Source organism: Burkholderia mayonis (genome assembly GCF_001523745.2).
GTDB lineage: Bacteria > Pseudomonadota > Gammaproteobacteria > Burkholderiales > Burkholderiaceae > Burkholderia > Burkholderia mayonis.
This window is the reverse complement of record NZ_CP013386.1, coordinates 372879-393220: the sequence shown is the minus strand read 5'-3', so window position 1 is coordinate 393220 and position 20342 is coordinate 372879. Positions and strand designations below refer to the sequence as shown.

The 20342-nt window shown below is 67.6% G+C and carries 19 protein-coding genes; 3 read left to right on the top strand and 16 right to left on the bottom strand.

Annotated features, from left to right (window positions below):
• Nucleotides 1-53: 53 nt before the first annotated feature.
• The 12 genes from ugpQ to pilM all read right to left on the bottom strand — a co-directional run bounded on the left by ugpQ (nucleotide 54) and on the right by pilM (nucleotide 12436).
• On the bottom strand, nucleotides 54-815 hold the full coding sequence (gene ugpQ / locus WS70_RS02020; protein WP_059598044.1) for a glycerophosphodiester phosphodiesterase: 762 nt from the start codon (nucleotides 813-815) through the stop codon (nucleotides 54-56).
• A gap of 29 nt (nucleotides 816-844) precedes the next feature.
• Complete coding sequence (locus WS70_RS02015; protein WP_059472211.1) at nucleotides 845-1936, bottom strand: sn-glycerol-3-phosphate import ATP-binding protein UgpC; 1092 nt, start codon at nucleotides 1934-1936, stop codon at nucleotides 845-847.
• 25 nt (nucleotides 1937-1961) lie between these two features.
• A complete protein-coding gene (ugpE, locus tag WS70_RS02010) occupies nucleotides 1962-2807 on the bottom strand; it encodes a sn-glycerol-3-phosphate ABC transporter permease UgpE (protein WP_059472210.1) in 846 nt (281 codons plus the stop codon).
• The gene (gene ugpA, locus WS70_RS02005) at nucleotides 2804-3688 is read right to left on the bottom strand and encodes a sn-glycerol-3-phosphate ABC transporter permease UgpA (RefSeq protein ID WP_059472209.1); all 885 of its coding nucleotides are present in this window, start codon (nucleotides 3686-3688) and stop codon (nucleotides 2804-2806) included. Before ugpA ends, ugpE begins: the two co-directional genes overlap by 4 nt.
• A gap of 125 nt (nucleotides 3689-3813) precedes the next feature.
• Nucleotides 3814-5139: a sn-glycerol-3-phosphate ABC transporter substrate-binding protein UgpB gene (gene ugpB, locus WS70_RS02000; protein ID WP_059598034.1), complete on the bottom strand. Its 1326-nt coding sequence runs from the start codon at nucleotides 5137-5139 to the stop codon at nucleotides 3814-3816.
• 83 nt (nucleotides 5140-5222) lie between these two features.
• Nucleotides 5223-6452, bottom strand: a complete 1230-nt coding sequence (locus WS70_RS01995) for a deoxyguanosinetriphosphate triphosphohydrolase (RefSeq protein ID WP_059598033.1) — start codon at nucleotides 6450-6452, stop codon at nucleotides 5223-5225.
• Nucleotides 6453-6499: 47 nt separating this feature from the next.
• Nucleotides 6500-7579 (bottom strand): 3-dehydroquinate synthase, encoded by a 1080-nt coding sequence (aroB, locus tag WS70_RS01990; protein ID WP_059598032.1) that lies wholly within the window; start codon nucleotides 7577-7579, stop codon nucleotides 6500-6502.
• Nucleotides 7576-8130, bottom strand: a complete 555-nt coding sequence (locus tag WS70_RS01985) for a shikimate kinase (RefSeq protein ID WP_059472205.1) — start codon at nucleotides 8128-8130, stop codon at nucleotides 7576-7578. Before WS70_RS01985 ends, aroB begins: the two co-directional genes overlap by 4 nt.
• A gap of 79 nt (nucleotides 8131-8209) precedes the next feature.
• A complete protein-coding gene (locus WS70_RS01980; RefSeq protein ID WP_059598031.1) occupies nucleotides 8210-9949 on the bottom strand; it encodes a type IV pilus secretin PilQ in 1740 nt (579 codons plus the stop codon).
• Nucleotides 9946-10746: a hypothetical protein gene (locus WS70_RS01975; protein WP_059598043.1), complete on the bottom strand. Its 801-nt coding sequence runs from the start codon at nucleotides 10744-10746 to the stop codon at nucleotides 9946-9948. The genes WS70_RS01980 and WS70_RS01975 overlap by 4 nt, the downstream gene beginning before the upstream one ends.
• Before the next feature lie 62 nt (nucleotides 10747-10808).
• Entirely contained in the window at nucleotides 10809-11489 is a 681-nt protein-coding gene (locus WS70_RS01970) for a hypothetical protein (protein ID WP_059472203.1), read from the bottom strand.
• The gene (gene pilM / locus WS70_RS01965) at nucleotides 11486-12436 is read right to left on the bottom strand and encodes a pilus assembly protein PilM (protein ID WP_059472202.1); all 951 of its coding nucleotides are present in this window, start codon (nucleotides 12434-12436) and stop codon (nucleotides 11486-11488) included. Before pilM ends, WS70_RS01970 begins: the two co-directional genes overlap by 4 nt.
• 237 nt (nucleotides 12437-12673) lie before the next feature.
• Between pilM and WS70_RS01960 the strand changes: the two genes are divergently transcribed.
• Nucleotides 12674-15067 carry a penicillin-binding protein 1A gene (locus WS70_RS01960; RefSeq protein WP_059472201.1) on the top strand — a complete coding sequence of 798 codons (2394 nt, stop codon included), beginning with the start codon at nucleotides 12674-12676 and terminating at the stop codon, nucleotides 15065-15067.
• Between the two features lie 105 nt (nucleotides 15068-15172).
• Here the strand turns inward: WS70_RS01960 and cyaY are convergent, their stop codons facing one another.
• Nucleotides 15173-15499 carry an iron donor protein CyaY gene (cyaY, locus tag WS70_RS01955; protein WP_059472200.1) on the bottom strand — a complete coding sequence of 109 codons (327 nt, stop codon included), beginning with the start codon at nucleotides 15497-15499 and terminating at the stop codon, nucleotides 15173-15175.
• Between the two features lie 36 nt (nucleotides 15500-15535).
• Here cyaY and lptM point away from each other — a divergent pair, with 36 nt between their 5' ends.
• Nucleotides 15536-15817: an LPS translocon maturation chaperone LptM gene (lptM, locus tag WS70_RS01950; protein WP_059598030.1), complete on the top strand. Its 282-nt coding sequence runs from the start codon at nucleotides 15536-15538 to the stop codon at nucleotides 15815-15817.
• 10 nt (nucleotides 15818-15827) lie between these two features.
• Nucleotides 15828-17099 carry a diaminopimelate decarboxylase gene (gene lysA, locus WS70_RS01945; protein WP_059472198.1) on the top strand — a complete coding sequence of 424 codons (1272 nt, stop codon included), beginning with the start codon at nucleotides 15828-15830 and terminating at the stop codon, nucleotides 17097-17099.
• 159 nt (nucleotides 17100-17258) lie between these two features.
• On the opposite strand, the gene msrQ is transcribed toward lysA, so the two are convergent.
• From msrQ to ccsB, 3 genes are all read right to left on the bottom strand, one after another.
• Nucleotides 17259-17981 (bottom strand): protein-methionine-sulfoxide reductase heme-binding subunit MsrQ, encoded by a 723-nt coding sequence (gene msrQ, locus WS70_RS01940; protein WP_059472197.1) that lies wholly within the window; start codon nucleotides 17979-17981, stop codon nucleotides 17259-17261.
• A 10-nt stretch (nucleotides 17982-17991) separates the two neighbouring features.
• Complete coding sequence (gene msrP / locus WS70_RS01935) at nucleotides 17992-18987, bottom strand: protein-methionine-sulfoxide reductase catalytic subunit MsrP (protein ID WP_059472196.1); 996 nt, start codon at nucleotides 18985-18987, stop codon at nucleotides 17992-17994.
• A gap of 164 nt (nucleotides 18988-19151) precedes the next feature.
• A complete protein-coding gene (ccsB, locus tag WS70_RS01930; RefSeq protein WP_059472195.1) occupies nucleotides 19152-20342 on the bottom strand; it encodes a c-type cytochrome biogenesis protein CcsB in 1191 nt (396 codons plus the stop codon).

Sequence of the window (20342 nt, the reverse complement as noted above, 5' to 3'; positions counted from 1 at the left end):
GCGGGGTTCCGCCGGAGCGGTTTCGTTCCTGCATTGCACGCAAACCGCCGATTTCATCCTTCACGATCGGCAAAGCCCGGCCCGATCACGTCGATCCGGTCCGTGCAAATGACGTCCACGCCCCACTGCACGAGTTCGCGGGCCCGCGCGGGGTCGTTCACCGTGTACGCGAGAATGCGCAGCCCCGCCGCTTTAACGTCGCGCACGAGCGCCTCGTTGAATTGCGCGTGATGCGCGTGCAGCGACACGCAGCCGAGCCTTTGTGTCTCCTCCTGCCAATCGGCCGCAATCTCCTCGTACAGCATCCCGCGCGGCAGATCCGGCGCCGCCGCGCGCGCGGCGTCGAGCGCCGCCGCCGAGAACGACGACAGCAGCGGCGGCACGGCGGCGGCGCGCCACAGCGCGGCCGCTTCCGCCGCGACGACGCGTCCCGTTTCTTCGTCGCGCTCCGGGCACGGCTTGATCTCGACGTTCGCCGCCAGACCGAGCGCAAGGCAGCGCGCCGCCGCCTGCGCGAGCGTCGGCATCCGCTCGCCCGAAAAGCGCGCATCGAACCACGCGCCGGCGTCGAGCGCCTCGAGGGCCGCGTAGCGCATCGCGCGCGCGGGCCCCGTTCCGTTCGACGTGCGCTCGACCGTGTCGTCGTGCAGCAGGAACGCGACGCCGTCTGCCGACAGCTTCGCGTCGAATTCGACCATCGTGTGTCCGTAGCGCGCGCCCGTGTCGAGCGCGGCCAGCGTGTTTTCCGGCGCGAGCGCGCCGCCGCCGCGGTGCGCGACCACGCGCGGATAAGGCCAGGTTTGCAGGATCGTCATCGCAGTCTCGTCGGAAGCGGTGGGTCGCATCAGCCGGCGCGCTTGCCCGTCGCCGGATCGAAGAAATGCAGATGCTGCGCGGGCAGCGCGACGGGTAGCGTCTCGCCGCGCGCCGGACGCATCGCGTGCGGCAGCCGCACCGCGACGTCGTGCGTGCCCCAGCGGCCGTGCGCGAGGTTGTCCGCGCCGAGCAGTTCGCACGAATCGACCGCGAGCGATGCAGGCGCCGCGCCCGGCTGCGGCGTCATGTGCTCGGGGCGCACGCCGAGTATCCATTCGCGCCCGAGCGCGATCTCGCGGCCGACGCCCGCCCCCGCCGCGCCCGCGACCGGCAGCCTGGGGCCGCCGTCCGCGACGTCGAACGCCGCGCCGTCTTCGGACAGCCGCCCGTGCAGCAGGTTCATCGCCGGCGAGCCGATGAAGCTCGCGACGAACGTCGTCGCCGGTTTCTCGTACACGTCGACGGGCGCGCCGATCTGCTCCGCATAGCCGCGATTCATCACGATCACGCGCTGCGCGAGCGTCATCGCTTCGATCTGGTCGTGCGTCACGTAGACGCTCGTCGTCGCGAGGCGCGCGTGCAGCCGCTGGATCTCGAGACGCATCTGCACGCGCAGCTTCGCGTCGAGGTTCGACAGCGGCTCGTCGAACAGGAACACCGACGGCTCGCGCACGATCGCGCGCCCCATCGCGACGCGCTGCCGCTGCCCGCCCGACAGCTCGCGCGGCCGCCGCGACAAGAGCGGCCCGAGCTCGAGGATCTGCGCGGCCGCCTGCACGCGCGCGTCGATCAGCGCGCGCTCGACACCGCGGATCTTGAGCCCGTAGCCCATGTTCTGCGCGACCGTCATGTGCGGATACAGCGCGTAGTTCTGGAACACCATCGCGATGTCGCGATCCTTCGGCTCGAGCGCGTTGACGACGCGGCCGCCGATCTCGATCTCGCCTTCCGTCACCGTCTCGAGGCCAGCGATCATCCGCAACAGCGTCGATTTCCCGCAGCCAGACGGCCCGACGAGCACGACGAACTCGCCGTCGGCGATGTCGACGTCGATCCCGTGCAGCACGTATTGCGCGCCGTCGTAACTTTTCCTGACGCCCTTCAAGCTCAGCGCGGCCATGCTTCGACATCCTCCAGATTGCGTTTCATTTTTCCGAATCGACGAGACCGCGCACGAACCAGCGCTGCATCGCGAGCACGACGACGAGCGGCGGCAGCATCGCGACGAGCGTCGCCGCCATCACGAGATGCCACTCGGTCGCGGCGTCCCCGCTCGCGATCATCGATTTGATGCCGACGACGGCCGTCGTCAGCGACGCGTCGGTCGTGATCAAAATCGGCCACAGATATTGATTCCAGCCATAGATGAACGTGATTACGAAAAGCGCCGCGATGCTCGTCTTCGACAGCGGCAGCACGACGTCCCAGAAGAAACGCAGCGGCCCCGCGCCGTCGATGCGCGCGGCATCGACGAGCTCGTCCGGCAGCGTCATGAAGAACTGCCGGAACAGGAACGTCGCCGTCGCCGATGCGATGAGGGGCAGCGTCAGGCCCGCGTAGCTGTTCGTCAGATGCAGCGTCGATACGACCTGCACGGTTGGAAAGATCCGCACCTCGACGGGCAGCATCAGCGTGACGAAGATCAGCCAGAACGCGGCATTGCGCAGCGGAAAGCGGAAATAGACGATCGCGTACGCGGACAGGATCGATACCGCGATCTTGCCTACCGCGATCACGAGCGCCATCACGATGCTGTTCACGAGCAGCGTGCCGAACGGCGTCGTCATCCCGCCGCTGCCGCGCCGCCAGACGGCGGCGACGTTCTCGACGAGATGCGTGCTCGGCACGAGCCGCAGCGGCACCGTGAACACTTCGTGCGCGTTCATCGTCGCCGCGCAGAAGCCGACGTACACCGGGAACACGATGACCGCGATCCCGGCGATCAGCACCGCGTGGCAGAACAGGTCGAAGCCCTTGCGATTCTCGATCATGCGTATTGCACCCTCCGCTCGACGAAGCGGAACTGGACGACCGTCAGCACGACGACGATCGCCATCAGCACGACCGATTGCGCGCCCGAGCTGCCGATGTCGAGCCCCTGAAAACCTTCCGCGTAGATCTTGTAGATCAGCGTCTTCGTGCTCTGCCCCGGGCCGCCCGCGGTGGCGGCGTCGATCACCGGGAACGTGTCGAAGAACGCGTAGACGAGATTGACGACGAGCAGGAAGAAGCTCGTCGGCGACAGCAGCGGCAGCGCGATGTGAAAAAAGCGCCGCACGGGGCCCGCGCCGTCGATCGCCGCCGCCTCGATCAGCGAGCGCGGAATCGCCTGCAATCCCGCGTAGAAGAACAGGAAGTTGTAGCTGACCTGCTTCCACACCGACGCGATCACGACGAGCAGCATCGCCTGGCCGCCGTTCAGCGCGTGATTCCAGACGACGCCGAAGTGCGCGAGCGCATACGTGATCACGCCGATGCTCGGATTGAACAGGAACGCCCACAGCACGGCGGCGATCATCGGCGCGACCGCGTACGGCCAGATGAGGAGCGTCCGATACGCGCGAGCGCCGCGAATCACGCGATCGGCGCATGCGGCGAGCAGCAGCGACATGACGAGCCCGCAGACGGTCACGCTCGCGCTGAATGCGAGCGTCGTCTTGAACGACTCGACGTAGAGCGGATCGGCGAACAGGTGCGCAAAGTTGCCGAAGCCGACGAACTCGCTCGACGTGCCGAACGCATCCTGCATCTGCGTCGACTGCCAGAGCGCGACGCCCGCCGGCCATAGAAAGAAGATCGCGGTGATCGCGAGCTGCGGCGCGACGAGCATGTACGGCAAGGCGCTCGCGCCGAAACGGGAACGAGGTGTCATCGACAGGATTCCGAACAGACGTCAGACGAATGCTGCTGCGCGCGGCGGCCGGCGCGGCCCGCCCGCGCGCGAAGCGATGCGGGCGGACTGCGACGGCGGCTGCGACGCGCGGCGGCGGCGGACGCTCAACCGCCCGACTTCTCGAAGCGGCGCAGCAGCTCGTCGCCGCGCGCGGCGGCCGAATCGAGCGCCGCCTTCGGCGTCTTCTTCTGCGCCCACACCTGCTCGAGCTCCTCGTCGACGATCGTGCGGATCTGCGGCATGTTGCCGAGCCGCAGCCCCTTCGTATACGGCAGCGGCGGCTTGTTCATCATCTGCTTGATCGCGGTGTCCGCGCCAGGATGCTTCGCGTAGAAGCCCTGTTCGCGCGCGAGATCGTACGCGGCGGTCGTCACGGGCAGGTAGCCCGTGTCTTCGTGCCACTTCGCGGCGACGGCGGGCGAGCTCAGATACGCGAGAAATTTCGCGACGCCCTTATACGTGGCCGGATCCTTGCCCGCAAGCACCCATAGGCTCGCGCCGCCGATGATCGCGTTCTGCGGCGCGCCCTTCACGTTCGCGTCGTACGGCATCATCCCGGTGCCGAAGTCGAACTTCGCATACTTGTGGATCGTCGCGAGCGCGCCCGACGACGTCGTCATGATCGCGCAGTCGCCGCTGTAGAACTTCGCGGTCGCCTCGTCCTTGCGGCCGACGTACGTGAACGTGCCGTCCTTCGCCATGTCCTGCAGGAACTGGATGTGCGCGATCTGCTGCGGCTTGTTGAAGTCGAGCGTCGCATCGGCGCCGTCGAAGCCGTTGTTGCGCGTCGCGAACGGCAGGCCGTGCCACGCGCTGTAGTTCTCGAGCTGAATCCAGCCCTGCCAGCCCGTCGTGTAGCCGCACGCGTAGCCCGCTTTCTTCAGCTTTTCCGCGTCGGTCTTCACGTCGGCCCACGTCTTCGGCGGCTGGTTCGGATCGAGCCCCGCCTTCTTGAACGCGTCCTTGTTGTAATACAGCACGGGCGTCGAGCTGTTGAACGGCATCGACACGAGGTGCCCCGTCTTCGCATCGCTGTAATAGCTTGCGACCGTCGGCACGAACGCCTTCTCGTCGAGCGGCACGCCGGCCTGGCGGAACACGTCGGACACGGGCAACACCGCCTTCTTCGCCTGCATCATCGTCGCCGTGCCCACTTCGTACACCTGCAGGATCGCCGGCGCGTTGCCGCTGCGATATGCGGCGATGCCCGCCGCGAGCGCCTGGTCGTAGGTCCCCTTGAAGACCGGCACGATCTTGTAGTCGCTTTGCGATGCGTTGAATTGCGCGGCGATGTCGTTCACGCGCTCGCCGAGCGCCGCCTCCATCGCATGCCAGAACTGGATCTCGGTGGCCGCGCACGCCGCCTGCTGCGCGCCGAACCAAAGCACACTCCCGAACGCGAGCGAACGAACCAGCGTCTTGTATTTCATCGACCTCTCTCCTTTTCTCCTCGGTCCGGGCAACACGCGCCGCACCGCCGCCCGTCCGCGCCGGACGCGGCGAGCCGGACAGTTTAGTTTTCGTCCATGACAAACAAGCGTTGATACTCCTTCAGCGCAAAGCGATCGGTCATGCCGGCGATGTAGTGCGCGACGAGGCGCGGCTGCTGCGCGGCGTCCGCCGCCTGATAGTCGGGCGGCAGCAGGCGCGGGTCGCCGGTGAACGCGTTGAAGAGGCCGGTGACGACTCGTTGCGCCTTGCTCGCCATCCGCATCACGCGGTAGTGACGGTACAGGTTCTTGAACAGGAAGCGCTTGAGCGCCGCCGCCTGCGCGGCGATCCGCTCGCCGTGCGCGACGAGGGGCGGCGCCGCGCGCACGTCGTCGAGCGACGCCGGCGCGTGGCGCGCGAGATTGCGCGTCGTCGCGTCGATCAGATCGACGATCAGCGTGTTGATGATCCGGCGCACCGTCTCGTGCACGAGGCGGCGGCCTTCGAGATGCGGGTACTCGGCGAGCGCCGCCTCGTAATGGCCTTGCCACAGCTCGACTTCCGCGAGCTGCTCGATCGTGATGAGACCCGAGCGCAGGCCGTCGTCGACGTCGTGATTGTTGTACGCGATTTCGTCCGCGATGTTCGCGAGCTGCGCTTCGAGTGACGGCTGCCTGCCCTGCAGGAACCGCTCGCCGAGTTCGCCGAGCTTGCGCGCGTTCTCGCGCGAGCAGTGCTTGAGAATCCCTTCGCGGGTCTCGAAGCACAGATTCAACCCGTTGAACGCGCCGTAGTGCTCCTCGAGCTCGTCGACGACGGCAAGGCTCTGCAGGTTGTGCTCGAAGCCGCCGTAGTCGCGCATGCACGCGTTGAGCGCGTCCTGCCCCGCGTGGCCGAACGGTGTGTGGCCGAGATCGTGCGCGAGCGAGATCGCTTCGACGAGGTCTTCGTTCAGGCGCAGGTTGCGCGCGACGGAGCGGGCGATCTGCGCGACTTCGAGACTGTGCGTGAGACGCGTGCGGAACAGATCGCCTTCGTGGTTCACGAAGACCTGCGTCTTGTATTCGAGTCGTCTGAACGCGGTGGAGTGCACGATGCGGTCGCGATCGCGCTGGAACTCGGTGCGCGCGGCGGGCGGCGCCTCGGGATAGCGCCGGCCGCGCGATTGCGACGCGTGCGCCGCATACGGCGCAAGATGCGCTTCGAGCGCGGCGGTGGTCGGCGCGGCAACGGGAATCGTCTGCTCGCCGCCCGCGCGCGCGGGTTGCGCGTCGCGCGTTTCGCTTGGGATGCCGCCGGGTATTTCGCTCACCGTGTCGTGTCCTCCACGTCAAATGCGCCGGATCGGCCCGCGTCGCGTTACTGGGTGCTTGCCGCCAGCGTCGCGAAAACGGCGTCGTCCGGCGCCTGGCTAATGATCGTCTCGCCGAAGCGTTTTAGCAGAATGAACTTGATCGCGCCCGCTTCCGCCTTCTTGTCGACGCGCATCAGCTCGACGTAGCGCGCATCGCCCAGGCTCGGTGCGCGCGTCGGCAGATGCGCGGCCTCGACGACCTTGCGCAGCCGCACGCGCGACGCTTCGTCGAGATGGCCGACGCGCACCGACAAATCGGCCGCCATCACCATCCCGCAGCCGACCGCTTCGCCGTGCAGCCATTCGCCGTAGCCGAGACCCGCTTCGATCGCGTGTCCGAACGTATGGCCGAAGTTCAGGATCGCGCGCAGGCCGCCTTCGCGCTCGTCCGCGGCGACGACGCTCGCCTTGATCTCGCACGAGCGCTTGACCGCGTGCGCGAGCGCGCCCGGATCGCGGCGATTCAGCGAATCGACGTTCGCTTCGATCCAGTCGAAGAATTCGGCGTCGGCGATCGCGCCCGTCTTGATGATCTCGGCGACACCCGCCGCGAGCTCGCGATCGGGCAGCGTCGACAGCGCGCTGATATCGGCGATCACCGCTTGCGGCTGGTAAAACGCGCCGATCATGTTCTTGCCGAGCGGGTGGTTGATGCCCGTCTTGCCGCCGACCGACGAATCGACCTGCGACAGGAGCGTCGTCGGCACCTGGATGAACGGCACGCCGCGCATGTAGCACGCGGCGGCGAAGCCCGTCATGTCGCCGATCACGCCGCCGCCGAGCGCGATCAGCGTCGTCTTGCGATCGGCGTGCTGCTCGAGCAGGCCGTCGAAGATCAGATTGAGGGTTCCCCAATTCTTGTACGCTTCGCCGTCGGGCAAGACGACGGTCGACACACGCTTGCCGAGCGGCGCGAGTGCCGTGCGCAGCTTGTCGCCGTAGAGCGGATCGACGGTCGTGTTCGTGACGATCGTGACGGACGCGCCCGCGATGTGCTGTGCGAAGAGTTCGGTGCGGCCGATCAGATCGGCGCCGATGTGAATCGGATAGGCGCGCTCGCCCAGGTCGACATTGACGGTAATCATGCTTGTATTGGCTTGGCGACGATGCCCGCCATCTCGAGCTGCATCAGCACCATGTTGACGAGCCCGTTGACAGACGGACGGCCGGTCTCGATGACGAAGTGCGCGCATTCGCGATAGAGCGGATCGCGCGCCTCGTACAGCGCTTCGAGCTTGGCTTTCGGATCGTCGGTTTGCAACAGCGGGCGGTTCTTGTCCTTGCGCGTACGCAGCCAGAGGTCGTGCGGATTCGCGCGCAGATAGACGACGAGGCCGCGCGAGTGCAGGCGTTCACGGTTTTCGGGACGCAGGATCGCGCCGCCGCCCGTCGCCAGCACGATGTTCTCGCGCTGCGTGAGCTCGGCGATCATCTGCGCCTCGCGGTCGCGGAAGCCGGCCTCGCCTTCGAGTTCGAAGATGACCGGAATGCGCGCACCCGTGCGCGCCTCGATCTCGTGATCCGAATCGAAGAACGGTCTGTCGAGCCGGCGCGCGACCGCCCGGCCCACGGTGGTCTTACCCGCCCCCATGAGCCCGACGAAAATTACGTTCACGTGTGGGTCCCGCGCTTGCAACGGCTTCCTCTGCTTCAATGAGTGTGTCGCGCAGCTTACTGGCAAAGCGCCCGCCTTGTCGAGCCTGGCTCCCACGGGTTCAGGGCCCGATCACGACGGTCGGCGTGATATAGACGACGAGTTCGCTGCGTTGCGCGCGCAGCGCGCGATGTCTAAAAAGCACGCCCAACACCGGTATTTTGCCCAAGAGCGGCACGCGAGTCACATCGTCGCGGTCGTCGCTCTCGAAAATCCCGCCGATCGACACGGTTCCGCCGTTTTCGACCTCGACGCGCGTCTGCACGTGCTTCGTATGGATCGCGGGGCCGGATGCGGTTTCCTCGCCGACGCTGTCCTTCGCGATATCGAGATCGAGAATCACGCGCCCGTCGGGCGTGATCTGCGGCTCGACTTCGAGCTTGAGGGTTGCGCGCCGGAACTGGACGCCGGATACGCCGTTGCCGACTTTCGCCTGATACGGCAGCTCGGCGCCCTGCTCGACGACGGCCTTCGTCCGGTCAGCCGTCACGACGCGCGGGCTCGACACGATCTGGCCCCGGCCCTCCGACTCGAGCGCGCTCAGCTCGACGTCGAGCAAGCGGCTCGCACGCGCGGCAAACAGCGTCAGACCGGCGGTCGCCGCGTCGAAGCCGCCGATCGGCCGTGCGGTGAGGTCGGCCAGCGTGCCGTTGCGGCCGGCGACGACGCCCGTCGCTCGATCGCCCGCATCGGGCGCACGCAGCGCGAGGCGCGCGCCGAGATTGCGCGAGAACCCGCGGTCGCCCTCGACGATCCGCGCTTCGATCAACACTTGCCGCGACGGCGTATCGAGCTTGCCGATCAGATCGGCAATCTGTGCGAGACGTCCCGACAGGTCGGTAACGAACAGCAGATTTGTCCGAGGATCGGCGAGCGCCGAGCCGCGCTTCGACAGGGTCCGCTGTCCGGCCGAGCCGGCGAGGAGGCGCTGCACGTCGGCCGCACGCGCGTAGCGAAGCATGAAGCTGCGGCTCGCGAGCGGCTCGAGCTCCGCGGCGCGTGCGTGCGCGTCGAAACGCAGGCGCTCGCGCTCCGCAAGTTCGGCGACGGGCGCGATCCATATCACGCTGCCGCGCCGCGCCATCGCGAGACCGTGTGCTTCCAGCAGCGCGTCGAACGCGCTGCGCCAGCGAACATGGTTCAGACGCAACGACACGGTGCCGTGCACGCGCTCGCTGACAACTATATTGAGGCCCGTGAAGCGCGCGAACGCGTCGAAGACCGCGGCGAGGCTCGCCTGCTGCAGGTTGAGGGAGATCGGGTGATCGTCGTCGGATTCGGCGATGGTGCCGGCGGGGGTGATGGCTGTGGCTGTGGCTGTGGCTGTGGCGGTGGCGGTGGCTGTGGCCGTGGCGGCGTCGGCGTCCGGCGACAGCGAGCGAGGCTCATCGCTCATTCGCTGCGCCGGCGCAAGCGGAACGGGTGGCCCTTCCAGCGCGGCGTCCGCCGTTTGCGCGGGCCCCGGCGCAATGCCGGCTGCCGATGCGACGCCGGCCGACGCCGAATCGACAGACGCCCCGGCCGCCTGCGCCACGCCGTTCGCCGCCTGCGCCACGTCGTCGGCGAGTTCGGCTGCACCGCCCTCGTCGCCTACGTCTTGCAGCCGTTCCGCAACCGAAGCGCGTGCGGAATCGGCTCGCCACGCCGCTACCGGCAACGGCGCGCGATCCGCCGGCCCGACCGATGCGGCCGCCGACCACCCAACGGGCGCCCCAGCGGGCAAAGGCGGCAGCGACGCCGCAGCCTCGCCCGCCGTTGCGATCGCGCACCCTATCAATAATCGAGCGAATCCGCGCATCATCCTGTCGCGCCCCCCACCGTCATTACGCGACGCCTGCCGTCGTGCGTCGCGAGCGTAACGCCGCCGACTTCGATCCGCGCGAGGCGATCGCCGCCGATCCTCTGCCCCGGCGCGATGGACCACGCGTCGTCGCCGCGCTCGAACAGCGCGAGCCCGCTGCGCCGGTCGCGAAGCACGCCGACGAGTCGCGCCGCGTCGGCGGCGCCTTCGACGGCCAGCATCGGTATCGTCGAAAAAGGATCGGCGAACGGCGCCTCGCGCACGTTCGCGGGCCGCTGTCCGGCACCGGCCGGCAGCGCCGGCCATACATCGAGCCGGGCGTCGAGCACGGTGGTGGCGCCGCCGTCGCGCTTCACGCTTGTCGCGATAGGCACGATGAGCGCAGGCAACGCAGCAAGCCCCGACAGAAAGCGGTACAGCGCACCAAAGTCGCCTTCCGCACTCATCGCGAACGCGTAAACACCGCCGTCGTCACGCCGTTCGTCGGCGCGCTCGCCTTCGATTCGTTCGAGCTTGCGCATCCGCAACCCGCTCGCGTCCGCGTAACTGGCAATTCGCAGCGCGAGATCTGCGGGTGTCTGCCGTTCGCCCAGCGAGCGGCCATGGCCCGCAGACGATGCCGGCGGCGCGGCAAGGAGTCGCCGCGCACGGGCCTCGCGCGAAGCAACTGCTTCGAGTGCCATTCTGCTTTGCTCGACGCCGCCCCAATCCGCGTCGCGGCCCGCGTGCGCGCCGCACGCGAACACGCCGCCTGCGAGCGCTGCTCCCGCCGCGGCCCGCCAACCGGCGCCCGAAATCCGGCGAAAATCGGCAAGCCGCATCCAGGCGAGCCAGGCCGCCGATCGTCCATCCGGCATATTCACGCGCCCTCCCGTATGCCCGCCCGCGCGCGTGTCGCGACGCCGGCGACGCGGCTTTGCCGGCCCCCGGGCCAGCGAATCCGCACCGAGAAGGCAAGCGACCGGCCACCGCCCGCTTCGCGCCCCCATGCTGCCCGCGCGGCCTGCAAGCCTGCGACCTCCATCGTCCAGCCGCGCTGCGCAGCCTCGAGCTCGCGCAGCCAGCGCTCGGCCGACCCGTGATCGAGCGCGCTCGCTTCGAGCAGCGCCTCGTGCCCGTCGCAGCGGATCGAACGCAGCCGCACGCCGTCGTAGCGCAACTGCTGCAGTGCGTCGAACAGATCGACCGTGCGTGCGTGCGGCTCGGCACGCCCGATCGCCAACGCCGCGCGTTCGCGCTCGGCATCGCGCAAGCGCGCCGCCTGCTCCGCTTCTTTCAATTGCGGCGCCCACGCGGCAAGCCGGCGCTCCATCAGCGCCCGCTGCGCATCGAAGCGGGCGCGCTCGAACGAGCGGCCGACGCGCCATAGCGCAATGCCCGCAAGCCCCGCCCAGGCGGCGGCAGCCAACTCGCCGAGCACGCGCCGCCGCGCACGGCGCGCATCGCGCGCCCGGTGCGGCAGCAGATTGAAGCCGCCAAGCCATGCGCGCCGTATCTGCGGATCGCGCGGCACCGCGCCGCTCGCTGCGCTCGGCGTCATTCGAACACCCCGCGCAGCGCGAGCCCGTACGCCACCGCGAAACCCGGCGAATGGGCATACGCCTCGTCGATCGCACCCAGCGGACCGCACGCCGCACATTCGAACGGCAGGACGATGCAGCCGAGCAGGTCGCCGACGTCGGCGAGCGAAATCTGTGCGCCGCCGAGCCATTCCAGATCCCCGGCGACGAACGCACAGCGCGGCGCGCCGGCCCGTGCGAGTTCGCGCAGCGCATCGGCAAGATCCGCGTGTTCGAGTGCCGGATAGCGGATCTGCGCGGCGACCGCGTCGGCCGACACGAGCCAGCCGTGCACGCCGCCCTCGCCGATCCATATACCGAGATACGGCTCGCCCTCGTCGACCTCGCGTACGGCGACATGACGTATCGCCCGCAACGCGGCGGGCGGCTCGCCGTCGACCGCGATGAGTTCGATACCGGCCGACGCGGCGGCCTCCATCCGCACATCGAGATGCACGTGCGCCGCCGTCGCGAACGCAACCTCGCGCGGGGCAACCGCGTCGTTTACACACCAATCGACCGCGAGCGCGTCGCGCGCGAGCCCGGTGAGCCGCTCGGCCGCCGCGCGCACGGCAGACTCGACGGCCGCCCCGGCTTCGCCGCGCGGCCACGCGAGCGTCGCGGTCGAGAATGCGCCGTCCGGCAGCGCCATCACGCCCACCATCGTCCGCCGCGCCATGCCTACCGGCGGCCGCGCCCGCGGCGATCGGCCGAGCGCCGTCGCCAGCGCTGCCGCCACAGCCGACCAATCAGCGTCGGCCGGCTCGTCGAACACACCGGCCGGCAGCGGCTCCGCGTCGAGCGCCTCGAGCCGCACCGTGCCGCCGCGAACGCGCCGACTCAGCACCGCGATTCGCACCGCGCGCCGGTTTACGTCGATCCCCGCTGCAAAGCGTCGGCCGATCGACCACCACGAACGTTCTTGCATCCCTGTCCTCCATGAACGCGCCTCCCGTCGAAGCGCGATACGGAGCCATTTTGCAAAGCCGCCCGGCGCGCCGGGAGTCTGCCGAACGGCCAACGCCTGCGCCGCCCGGCTACAAGCGCGCTACAGTGAGTCATCGGCGCGCCGCGTGGCCGCGCCGCGCCGGTTCCCGTCCGGAACCTTCCGGAGTCCGGCAAAACCGGGCAGCTATAATCGCGGGACTGTTTTTTTGGTGTGCCTATGCAATCTACGAATCCTACGTCCCCGCCTCCCCCGCCCGAGCTTCGCCGCCGCCCGCTGTGGCTGAAGCTCGCGCTCGGTGTCGCAGGCGTGTGCGTGGCGCTCGCAGCCTGCGTCGGGCTCGTGCTCGGCTACGCGCTCGTCGTCGCGTCGCCGAACATGCCGTCGCTCGACGCACTGACCGACTACCGACCGAAGGTGCCACTGCGCATCTACACGGCGGATCACGTGCTGATCGGCGAATTCGGCGAGGAGCGCCGGGACATCGTCCATCTTCAGGACGTCCCGGATTCGCTGAAGAAAGCGGTGCTCGCAATCGAGGACGCGCGCTTCTACGAACACGGCGGCGTCGATCTGACAGGCATCATCCGCGCCGGCATCGTCGCACTGACGAACGGCCATGCGACACAGGGCGCGAGCACGATCACGATGCAGGTCGCGCGCAACTTCTTCCTGTCGAGCGAGAAAACGTACACCCGCAAGATCTACGAGATGCTGCTCGCGTACCGGATCGAGCGCGCGCTGACGAAGGATCAGATTCTCGAGGTCTACATGAATCAGATCTTTCTGGGGCAGCGCGCGTACGGCTTCGCCGCAGCGGCGCACGCTTACTTCAACAAGGATCTGAAGGACATCACGCTTGCCGAGGCGGCGATGCTGGCCGGCCTGCCGAAAGCGCCGTCCGCGTACAATCCGGTCGCCAACCCGAAGCGCGCGAAGGTCCGGCAGCAGTACATCCTGCAGCGGATGCTCGAACTGAACTTCATCACGCGCGAACAGTACGACGAGGCGATCGCCGAGCCGCTCGTCGTCAAGAGCCCGAGCCGTGAATACAGCGTGCACGCGGAATACATCGCCGAGATGGTGCGGCAGATGATGTACGCGCAGTACAAGGACGAGGCGTACACGCGCGGGCTCAACGTCGTCACGACGATCGATTCCGCAGACCAGACGCTCGCGTACCGCGCGCTGCGCAAGGGCCTGATGACGTATGACCGGCGCCGCGGCTATCGCGGGCCGGAAGGCTTCATCGAGCTTGCCGCGAACGCGGACGACCGCGAGCAGGCGATCGACGACGCGCTCGTCGATCATCCGGACAACGGCGAGCTGATCGCGGCCGTCGTCACCGAGGCGAGCCCGCGGCAGATTCGCGTCGTATTCTCGAACGGCGGCGACGCAACGGTGAGCGGCGACGATCTGCGCTTCGCCGCCAGCTCGCTGTCGACGAATGCGCAGCCGAACAAGCGGATCCGCCCCGGCGCGATCGTGCGCGTCTTCAAGAACGACGACGGCTCATGGGCGATCGGGCAGTTGCCGCAGGTCGAAGGCGCGTTCGTTTCGATCGTTCCGCAGGACGGCGCGATCCGCTCGCTGATCGGCGGCTTCGATTTCAACAAGAACAAGTTCAACCACGTAACGCAGGCGTGGCGACAGCCGGGCTCGTCGTTCAAGCCGTTCATCTACTCGGCATCGCTCGACAAGGGGCTCGGCCCCGCGACGATCATCAACGACGGCCCGCTTTACTTCAGCGCCGCCGAAACGGGCGGCCAGCCGTGGGAGCCGAAGAACTACGGCGGCGGCTTCGAAGGCCCGATGTCGATGCGCACCGCGCTGCAGCGCTCGCGCAACCTGGTGTCGATCCGCATCCTCAACCACATCGGCCCCAAATACGCACAGCAGTACATCACGCACTTCGGCTTCGACGCGGATCGCCACCCGGCTTACCTGCCGATGGCGCTCGGCGCGGGCCTCGTCACGCCGCTGCAAATGGCGGGCGCGTTCTCGGTGTTCGCGAACGGCGGCTACCGGATCAATCCGTATCTGATCGCCGAAGTGACCGATTCAAGCGGCAACATGGTCGCGCGCGCACAGCCGCTCGTCGCCGAGCAGAACGCGCCGCGCGCGATCGATCCTCGCAACGCGTACGTGATGAACAGCCTGTTGCAGAGCGTCGCACAGCGTGGCACGGGCGCACGCTCGAACGTGCTGAAGCGTACCGATCTCGCGGGCAAGACCGGTACGACGAACGACTCGCGCGACGCGTGGTTCGGCGGCTACCAGCACACGCTCGCGGCGATCGCGTGGATCGGCTACGACAGCCCGCGCAGCCTCGGCGATCGCGAAACCGGCGGCGGTCTCGCATTGCCCGTATGGATCGACTACATGGGCCCCGCGCTCAAGAACGTGCCGGAATACAAGATGCCGATGCCCGACGGCGTCGCGACGCTCGGCGGCGAACTGTATTTCGATCAGTTCACGCCGGGCCACGGCTTCGTCGCGACGGTCGGCGTGAACCTGCCAGCCGCGCCGCCCGACTCCGCAAGCATCGTGCCCGAGCACGTCGACGAGCAGGAGAAGCAGGACATCATGAACCTGTTCCGCGGCGGCAACTGAGCGTCGTTCGCCAAACGAAAAAGCGGCCTTCGGCCGCTTTTTCCATCTGGGGCTCTGCTCGGCGGCGCTCGCACGGCGTGCGCTCGCCTGCGCGCCGCAGCCGAATCACGCGCTGAACGTGATCGGCATTCCGGCCTGCTGGGTCGCGTAGCCGGTCAGCGCCGCGAAGAACTCCTGGCCGCTGCGCGTATCGCGCCACGCGCCGTCGACGAACCGGTAATGGAAACCGCCCGCTTTCGCGGCGATCCAGACTTCCTGCATCGGCGGCTGCAGGTTCACGATGATCTTCGAGCCGTTCTCGAACGTGAGCGTGAGCACGCTGCCGTTGCGCTCGAGATCAATGTCGGCGTCGCCGTCGTTGGCGTCGTCGACCGACCGCTCGACGGCCGTCAGCACGGCTTCGGCCCGGGTCAGGTAATCAGTATCGGACATGCTAAACTCTATCGATTCAATTGTTTAGGGACGGTCATGCGTATCGTTTTCCAGATGAGCGCGATTGTAGCGGCTTTGGCGCTCGCAGGCTGCGGCCAGCGCGGCCCGCTGTACATGCCGGTCGTGCCGCCGCTGCCGCCCAAGCCAACTGAACAGACGCTGCCGCCGTCGGACATGACGCCCGACGCCGAAACGGCGTCGGTGCGCGACAACGGCGCATCCGGCGCCGCCGGCGCGCCGCTCACGCTGTCGCCCGACCTGTCGACGCAACGCACGCCGCAGGCGGCACCCGCGTCCGGCGCCTCTTCCGCCCAATGACCGATCCTGCATGACTCAAGCTGCATTTGACTATGTCGACGGCGCGCTCCACGCCGAGCGCATCGCCGCCGCCGAACTCGCCGATCGTTTCGGCACCCCGCTGTTCGTCTATTCGCGCGCCGCGCTCACCGCGGCCTACGAGGCCTATGCAAATGCGTGCGCGGGCCGCCGCGCGTCGATTCACGTCGCCGTGAAGGCGAACAGCAACCTCGGCGTGCTGAACGTGTTCGCGCGGCTCGGCGCGGGCTTCGACATCGTGTCGGGCGGCGAGCTCGCCCGCGTGCTCGCGGCAGGCGGCCGTGCGCAGGACGTCGTGTTCTCTGGCGTCGGCAAGAGCGCGGACGAAATGCGCGCCGCGCTCGAAGCGGGCGTCAAATGCTTCAACGTCGAATCGATTCCGGAGCTCGACCGGCTGAACGCCGTCGCAGCGTCGCTCGGCAAGCGCGCGCCCGTGTCGCTGCGCGTGAATCCGGATGTCGATCCGAAAACGCACCCGTACATCTCGACCGGGCTGAAGGCGAACAAGTTCGGCATTGCGTTCGACGAAGCGCGCGCGACCTACCGCGCGGCGGCCGCGTTGCCGAACCTCGATGTGGTCGGCATCGACTGCCACATCGGCTCGCAGATCACCGAACTGAGCCCGTACCTCGACGCGATCGACAAGCTGCTCGACCTCGTCGAGCAGATCGAGGCGGACGGCGTGAAGATCCACCACGTCGACGTCGGCGGCGGGCTCGGCATCACGTACGACGACGAAACGCCGCCCGACATCGGCGCCTACGTGCGCGCGGTGCTCGAGCGCATCGACGCGCGCGGCCACGGCCATCGCGAGATATGGTTCGAGCCGGGCCGCTCGCTGACGGGCAACGCGGGCATTCTGCTCACGCGCGTCGAATTCCTGAAGCAGGGCGACGAAAAGAACTTCGCGATCGTCGACGCGGCGATGAACGATCTCGCACGTCCGGCGATGTACGAAGCGTTTCACGCAATCGAGCCGGTGAAGCCGCGCACGGACATCGCGGCGGCGGTCTACGACGTCGTCGGTCCGGTCTGCGAGAGCGGCGACTGGCTCGGCCGCGAGCGATCGCTCGCGATCGCGCCGGGCGATCTGCTCGCGATTCGCTCCGCAGGCGCGTACGGCTTTACGATGAGCTCGAACTACAACACGCGGCCGCGCGCGGCCGAGGTGATCGTCGACGGCGCGAACGCGTATCTCGTGCGGCCGCGCGAGACGGTCGAAAGCCTGTTCGAGCGCGAATCGGTCCTGTCCGACGGCAAGTGAGCGAACACCGGCTCGCGTGCGCGGCCAGCCGGTGAGATCCGATCAAATGGCAAAAGGCGATGTCCGTTCATTCGGGCATCGCCTTTTTGTGTGCGTGCCGCGCAATGCGACATACGTCGTACATGCGATATGCGCAATGCGTACGCGACACGCGACACGCTACGATACACGCCCGCCTGCCTGAGCCCCGCGCCAGCGCTGCCGCGCCCACACGGCTACCCGCCAGCCGAGCAACACGAGCACGATCACGCCGTACAGCTTCGGCAGCACGAGATCGTGCTTGCCCGCCTTCATCCACCAGAAATGCAGGATGCCGAACGTCGCGATCGCATAAATCGCCCTGTGCAGCGTCTGCCAGTGCCGGCCGAGCCGACGCGCGATCGCGCGCGGCGACGTCGCGGCGAGCGGAATCAGCAGCACGAACGCGACGAAACCGACGGTGATGAACGGGCGCTTCACGACATCCTTCACGATATCCATCACGTCGAACCACTTGTCGAACCAGATGTAAGTCGTGAAGTGCAGCATCGCGTAGAAAAATGCGTAGAGCCCGAGCATGCGCCGCAGCCGCAGCAGCGCGTTGATGCCCGTCAGCCGGCGCAGCGGTGTGACGGCGAGCGTGATGCACAGGAACACGAGCGTCCAGAGCCCCGTCGAGCGCGTGATGAACTCGATCGGATTCGCGCCCAGCCGGTCGGTCATCCCGAAGAACACGATGCGCGCGAGCGGATACAGCGACGCGACGAACACGGCGATCTTCACGGGCGCGAGCCAGCGCGGCGCGCCGCCCGCCCGGCCAACGTCCCGGCGCGGCGCGCGGCCGCGCACGCCGGCGCCCGCGGTCGTCCCGGCGAATGTCGAGGGTTGCATATCGTTCTCCATTCGCCGTTACTCAGAAGTACTTCTTCAGATCCATGCCGCGATACATCGACGCGACCCAATCGCCATAGCCGTTGAACATCAGCGTCTTGCGCTTCGGCGTGAAGAATCCGTCTTCGCCGATGCGCCGCTCGGTCGCCTGGCTCCAGCGCGGATGGTCGACGTTCGGATTGACGTTCGAATAAAAGCCGTATTCGTTCGGCGCGTACGTGTTCCAGCTCGTCGGCGGCTGATGCTCGACGAAGCGGATCTTTACGATCGACTTCGCGCTCTTGAAGCCGTATTTCCACGGCACGATCACCCGCACCGGCGCGCCGTTCTGATTCGGCAGCACCTGTCCATAGACGCCCATCGTGAGCAGCGTCAGCGGATTCATCGCCTCGTCCATCCGCAGTCCTTCGGAATACGGCCAGTCGAGGATCGGCGCCGACAGCCCCGCCATCTGCGACGGATCCGCGAGCGTGATGAATTGCACGTATTTCGCGTTGCCGGTCGGCTCGACTCGCTTGATGAGCTCCGCGAGCGGAACGCCGATCCACGGAATCACCATCGACCAGCCCTCGACGCATCGCAGCCGGTACACGCGCTCTTCGAGCGGCGCGAGCTTCAGCAGCTCGTCGATGTCGTAGACCTTCGGATTCCTGATCTCGCCCTCGACCGACACGCGCCACGGATGCGGCCGCAGCGTGCCGGCGTTGCGCGACGGATCGCCCTTGTCGGTGCCGAATTCGTAGAAGTTGTTATAGGTCGTGATGTCTTTGAACGACGTCACCTTCTCAGGGACGACGAACTTCGGATTGGTCTGCGCAGCGAGCTTGCGCGCCTTCGGATCGGGCGACGAGTAAGCCGCGAACGCGAGCCCGTGCGCGCCGATGAGCCCGCCCGCCGCGGCGACGCCCGCCGCCTGCAGGATACGGCGGCGGTTCTCGAACACCGCTTGCGGCGTGATTTCGCTGCGCGGGATGTCGTCGCCGGCAAGCGTTGCGCGCTGCGCCTTCTTGATCAACATGTCGATGCTCCGTTCTGCCAGTCGGGACACTCGCGTCCCGACAATCCTTGGACCCAGTTCCGCGCCAGCCGTTTCGGCAGCGTACCGCCAAATGCCCGGCGCAAGAAAAAACCGCCGGGCACGTAGTGCGTCGGCGGTTATTAGTCGTTCGAACGGCGCGGATCTTACAGCTTGCCGTAGCTGTGCAAGCCGGACAGGAACATGTTGACGCCGAGGAACGCGAACGTCGTGACGAGGAGGCCGGTCAGCGCCCACCACGCGGCGACCGCGCCGCGCAGCCCTTTCATCAGACGCATGTGCAGCCACGCCGCATAGTTCAGCCACACGATGAGCGCCCAGGTTTCCTTCGGATCCCAGCTCCAGTAGCCGCCCCACGCCTCGGCCGCCCACAGCGCGCCGAGGATCGTCGCGATCGTGAAGAATGCGAAGCCGACCGCGATCGACTTGTACATCACGTCGTCGAGCACTTCGAGCGCCGGCAGGCGATCGGCGAGCACGCCGCGCTCCTTCACCAGATACGCGACCGCGACCATCGCCGACAGCGCGAAGCTGCCGTAGCCGATGAAGTTCGCGGGCACGTGGATCTTCATCCACCAGCTCTGCAGCGCGGGAACGAGCGGCTGGATCTGCTGCGCGTCGCGCGCGATCGAATACCACATCAGGAAGCCAACCGCCGCGCTGATCACGAGCAGCACGAACGCGCCCAGCGCGCGCGTGCCGTAATGCCCTTCGTAATACAGATAGAGGAGCGCGGTGATGAGGCTGAACAGTACGAATACTTCGTACAGATTCGACACAGGAATGTGACCGACGTCCGCGCCGATCAGATACGACTCGTACCAGCGCACCATCAAGCCGGTGAAGCCCATCAGCACGGCGACCCACGTGAGCTTCTGGCCGATCGCACCGCCGGACTCGGAGCGCGACAGCATGCCGATCCAGTAAAAAAGGGTGGCGAGCACGAAGAGCGCGCTCATCCACAGGATTGCCGACTGGCTCGACAGGAAGTACTTGAGCAGGAACGCCGAATCCGCTCGCGCGAGGTCGCCCTGATAGATCTGCAGCGACAGCAGCGACAGCGCGGCGATCGCCGCCATCAGGAGCCGCGCGGGCTTCCAGCGCCAGCCGAGCACGATGAGCGCCGGCACGGTGCCGATCAGCACGGCCTTGTCGTAGTAATCCATGTGCGCGTGGTATTGCGCGAGCGCGAAGCCCGCGCCGGCCACGAGCGCCAGCGCGAACAGCCAGTCGACGAGCGACAGGCGGCGCAGGAACGGCCGGTCGTCGAAGAGCGCCGGCTCGGCCGCGACGGAAGCGCGCGGCGCGGGGGATGACGAAACTTGGGTCAGATCCAT

What these genes read in the sequence shown, in the direction of transcription:
- ugpQ (WP_059598044.1), bottom strand. Translation starts at nt 815, where the DNA reads ATGACGATCCTGCAAACCTGGCCTTATCCGCGCGTGGTCGCGCACCGC.
- WS70_RS02015 (WP_059472211.1), bottom strand. Translation starts at nt 1,936, where the DNA reads ATGGCCGCGCTGAGCTTGAAGGGCGTCAGGAAAAGTTACGACGGCGCG.
- ugpE (WP_059472210.1), bottom strand. Translation starts at nt 2,807, where the DNA reads ATGATCGAGAATCGCAAGGGCTTCGACCTGTTCTGCCACGCGGTGCTG.
- ugpA (WP_059472209.1), bottom strand. Translation starts at nt 3,688, where the DNA reads ATGACACCTCGTTCCCGTTTCGGCGCGAGCGCCTTGCCGTACATGCTC.
- ugpB (WP_059598034.1), bottom strand. Translation starts at nt 5,139, where the DNA reads ATGAAATACAAGACGCTGGTTCGTTCGCTCGCGTTCGGGAGTGTGCTT.
- aroB (WP_059598032.1), bottom strand. Translation starts at nt 7,579, where the DNA reads ATGATTACCGTCAATGTCGACCTGGGCGAGCGCGCCTATCCGATTCAC.
- WS70_RS01980 (WP_059598031.1), bottom strand. Translation starts at nt 9,949, where the DNA reads ATGATGCGCGGATTCGCTCGATTATTGATAGGGTGCGCGATCGCAACG.
- WS70_RS01970 (WP_059472203.1), bottom strand. Translation starts at nt 11,489, where the DNA reads ATGACGCCGAGCGCAGCGAGCGGCGCGGTGCCGCGCGATCCGCAGATA.
- pilM (WP_059472202.1), bottom strand. Translation starts at nt 12,436, where the DNA reads ATGCAAGAACGTTCGTGGTGGTCGATCGGCCGACGCTTTGCAGCGGGG.
- WS70_RS01960 (WP_059472201.1), top strand. Translation starts at nt 12,674, where the DNA reads ATGCAATCTACGAATCCTACGTCCCCGCCTCCCCCGCCCGAGCTTCGC.
- cyaY (WP_059472200.1), bottom strand. Translation starts at nt 15,499, where the DNA reads ATGTCCGATACTGATTACCTGACCCGGGCCGAAGCCGTGCTGACGGCC.
- lptM (WP_059598030.1), top strand. Translation starts at nt 15,536, where the DNA reads ATGCGTATCGTTTTCCAGATGAGCGCGATTGTAGCGGCTTTGGCGCTC.
- lysA (WP_059472198.1), top strand. Translation starts at nt 15,828, where the DNA reads ATGACTCAAGCTGCATTTGACTATGTCGACGGCGCGCTCCACGCCGAG.
- msrQ (WP_059472197.1), bottom strand. Translation starts at nt 17,981, where the DNA reads ATGGAGAACGATATGCAACCCTCGACATTCGCCGGGACGACCGCGGGC.
- msrP (WP_059472196.1), bottom strand. Translation starts at nt 18,987, where the DNA reads ATGTTGATCAAGAAGGCGCAGCGCGCAACGCTTGCCGGCGACGACATC.
- ccsB (WP_059472195.1), bottom strand. Translation starts at nt 20,342, where the DNA reads ATGGATCTGACCCAAGTTTCGTCATCCCCCGCGCCGCGCGCTTCCGTC.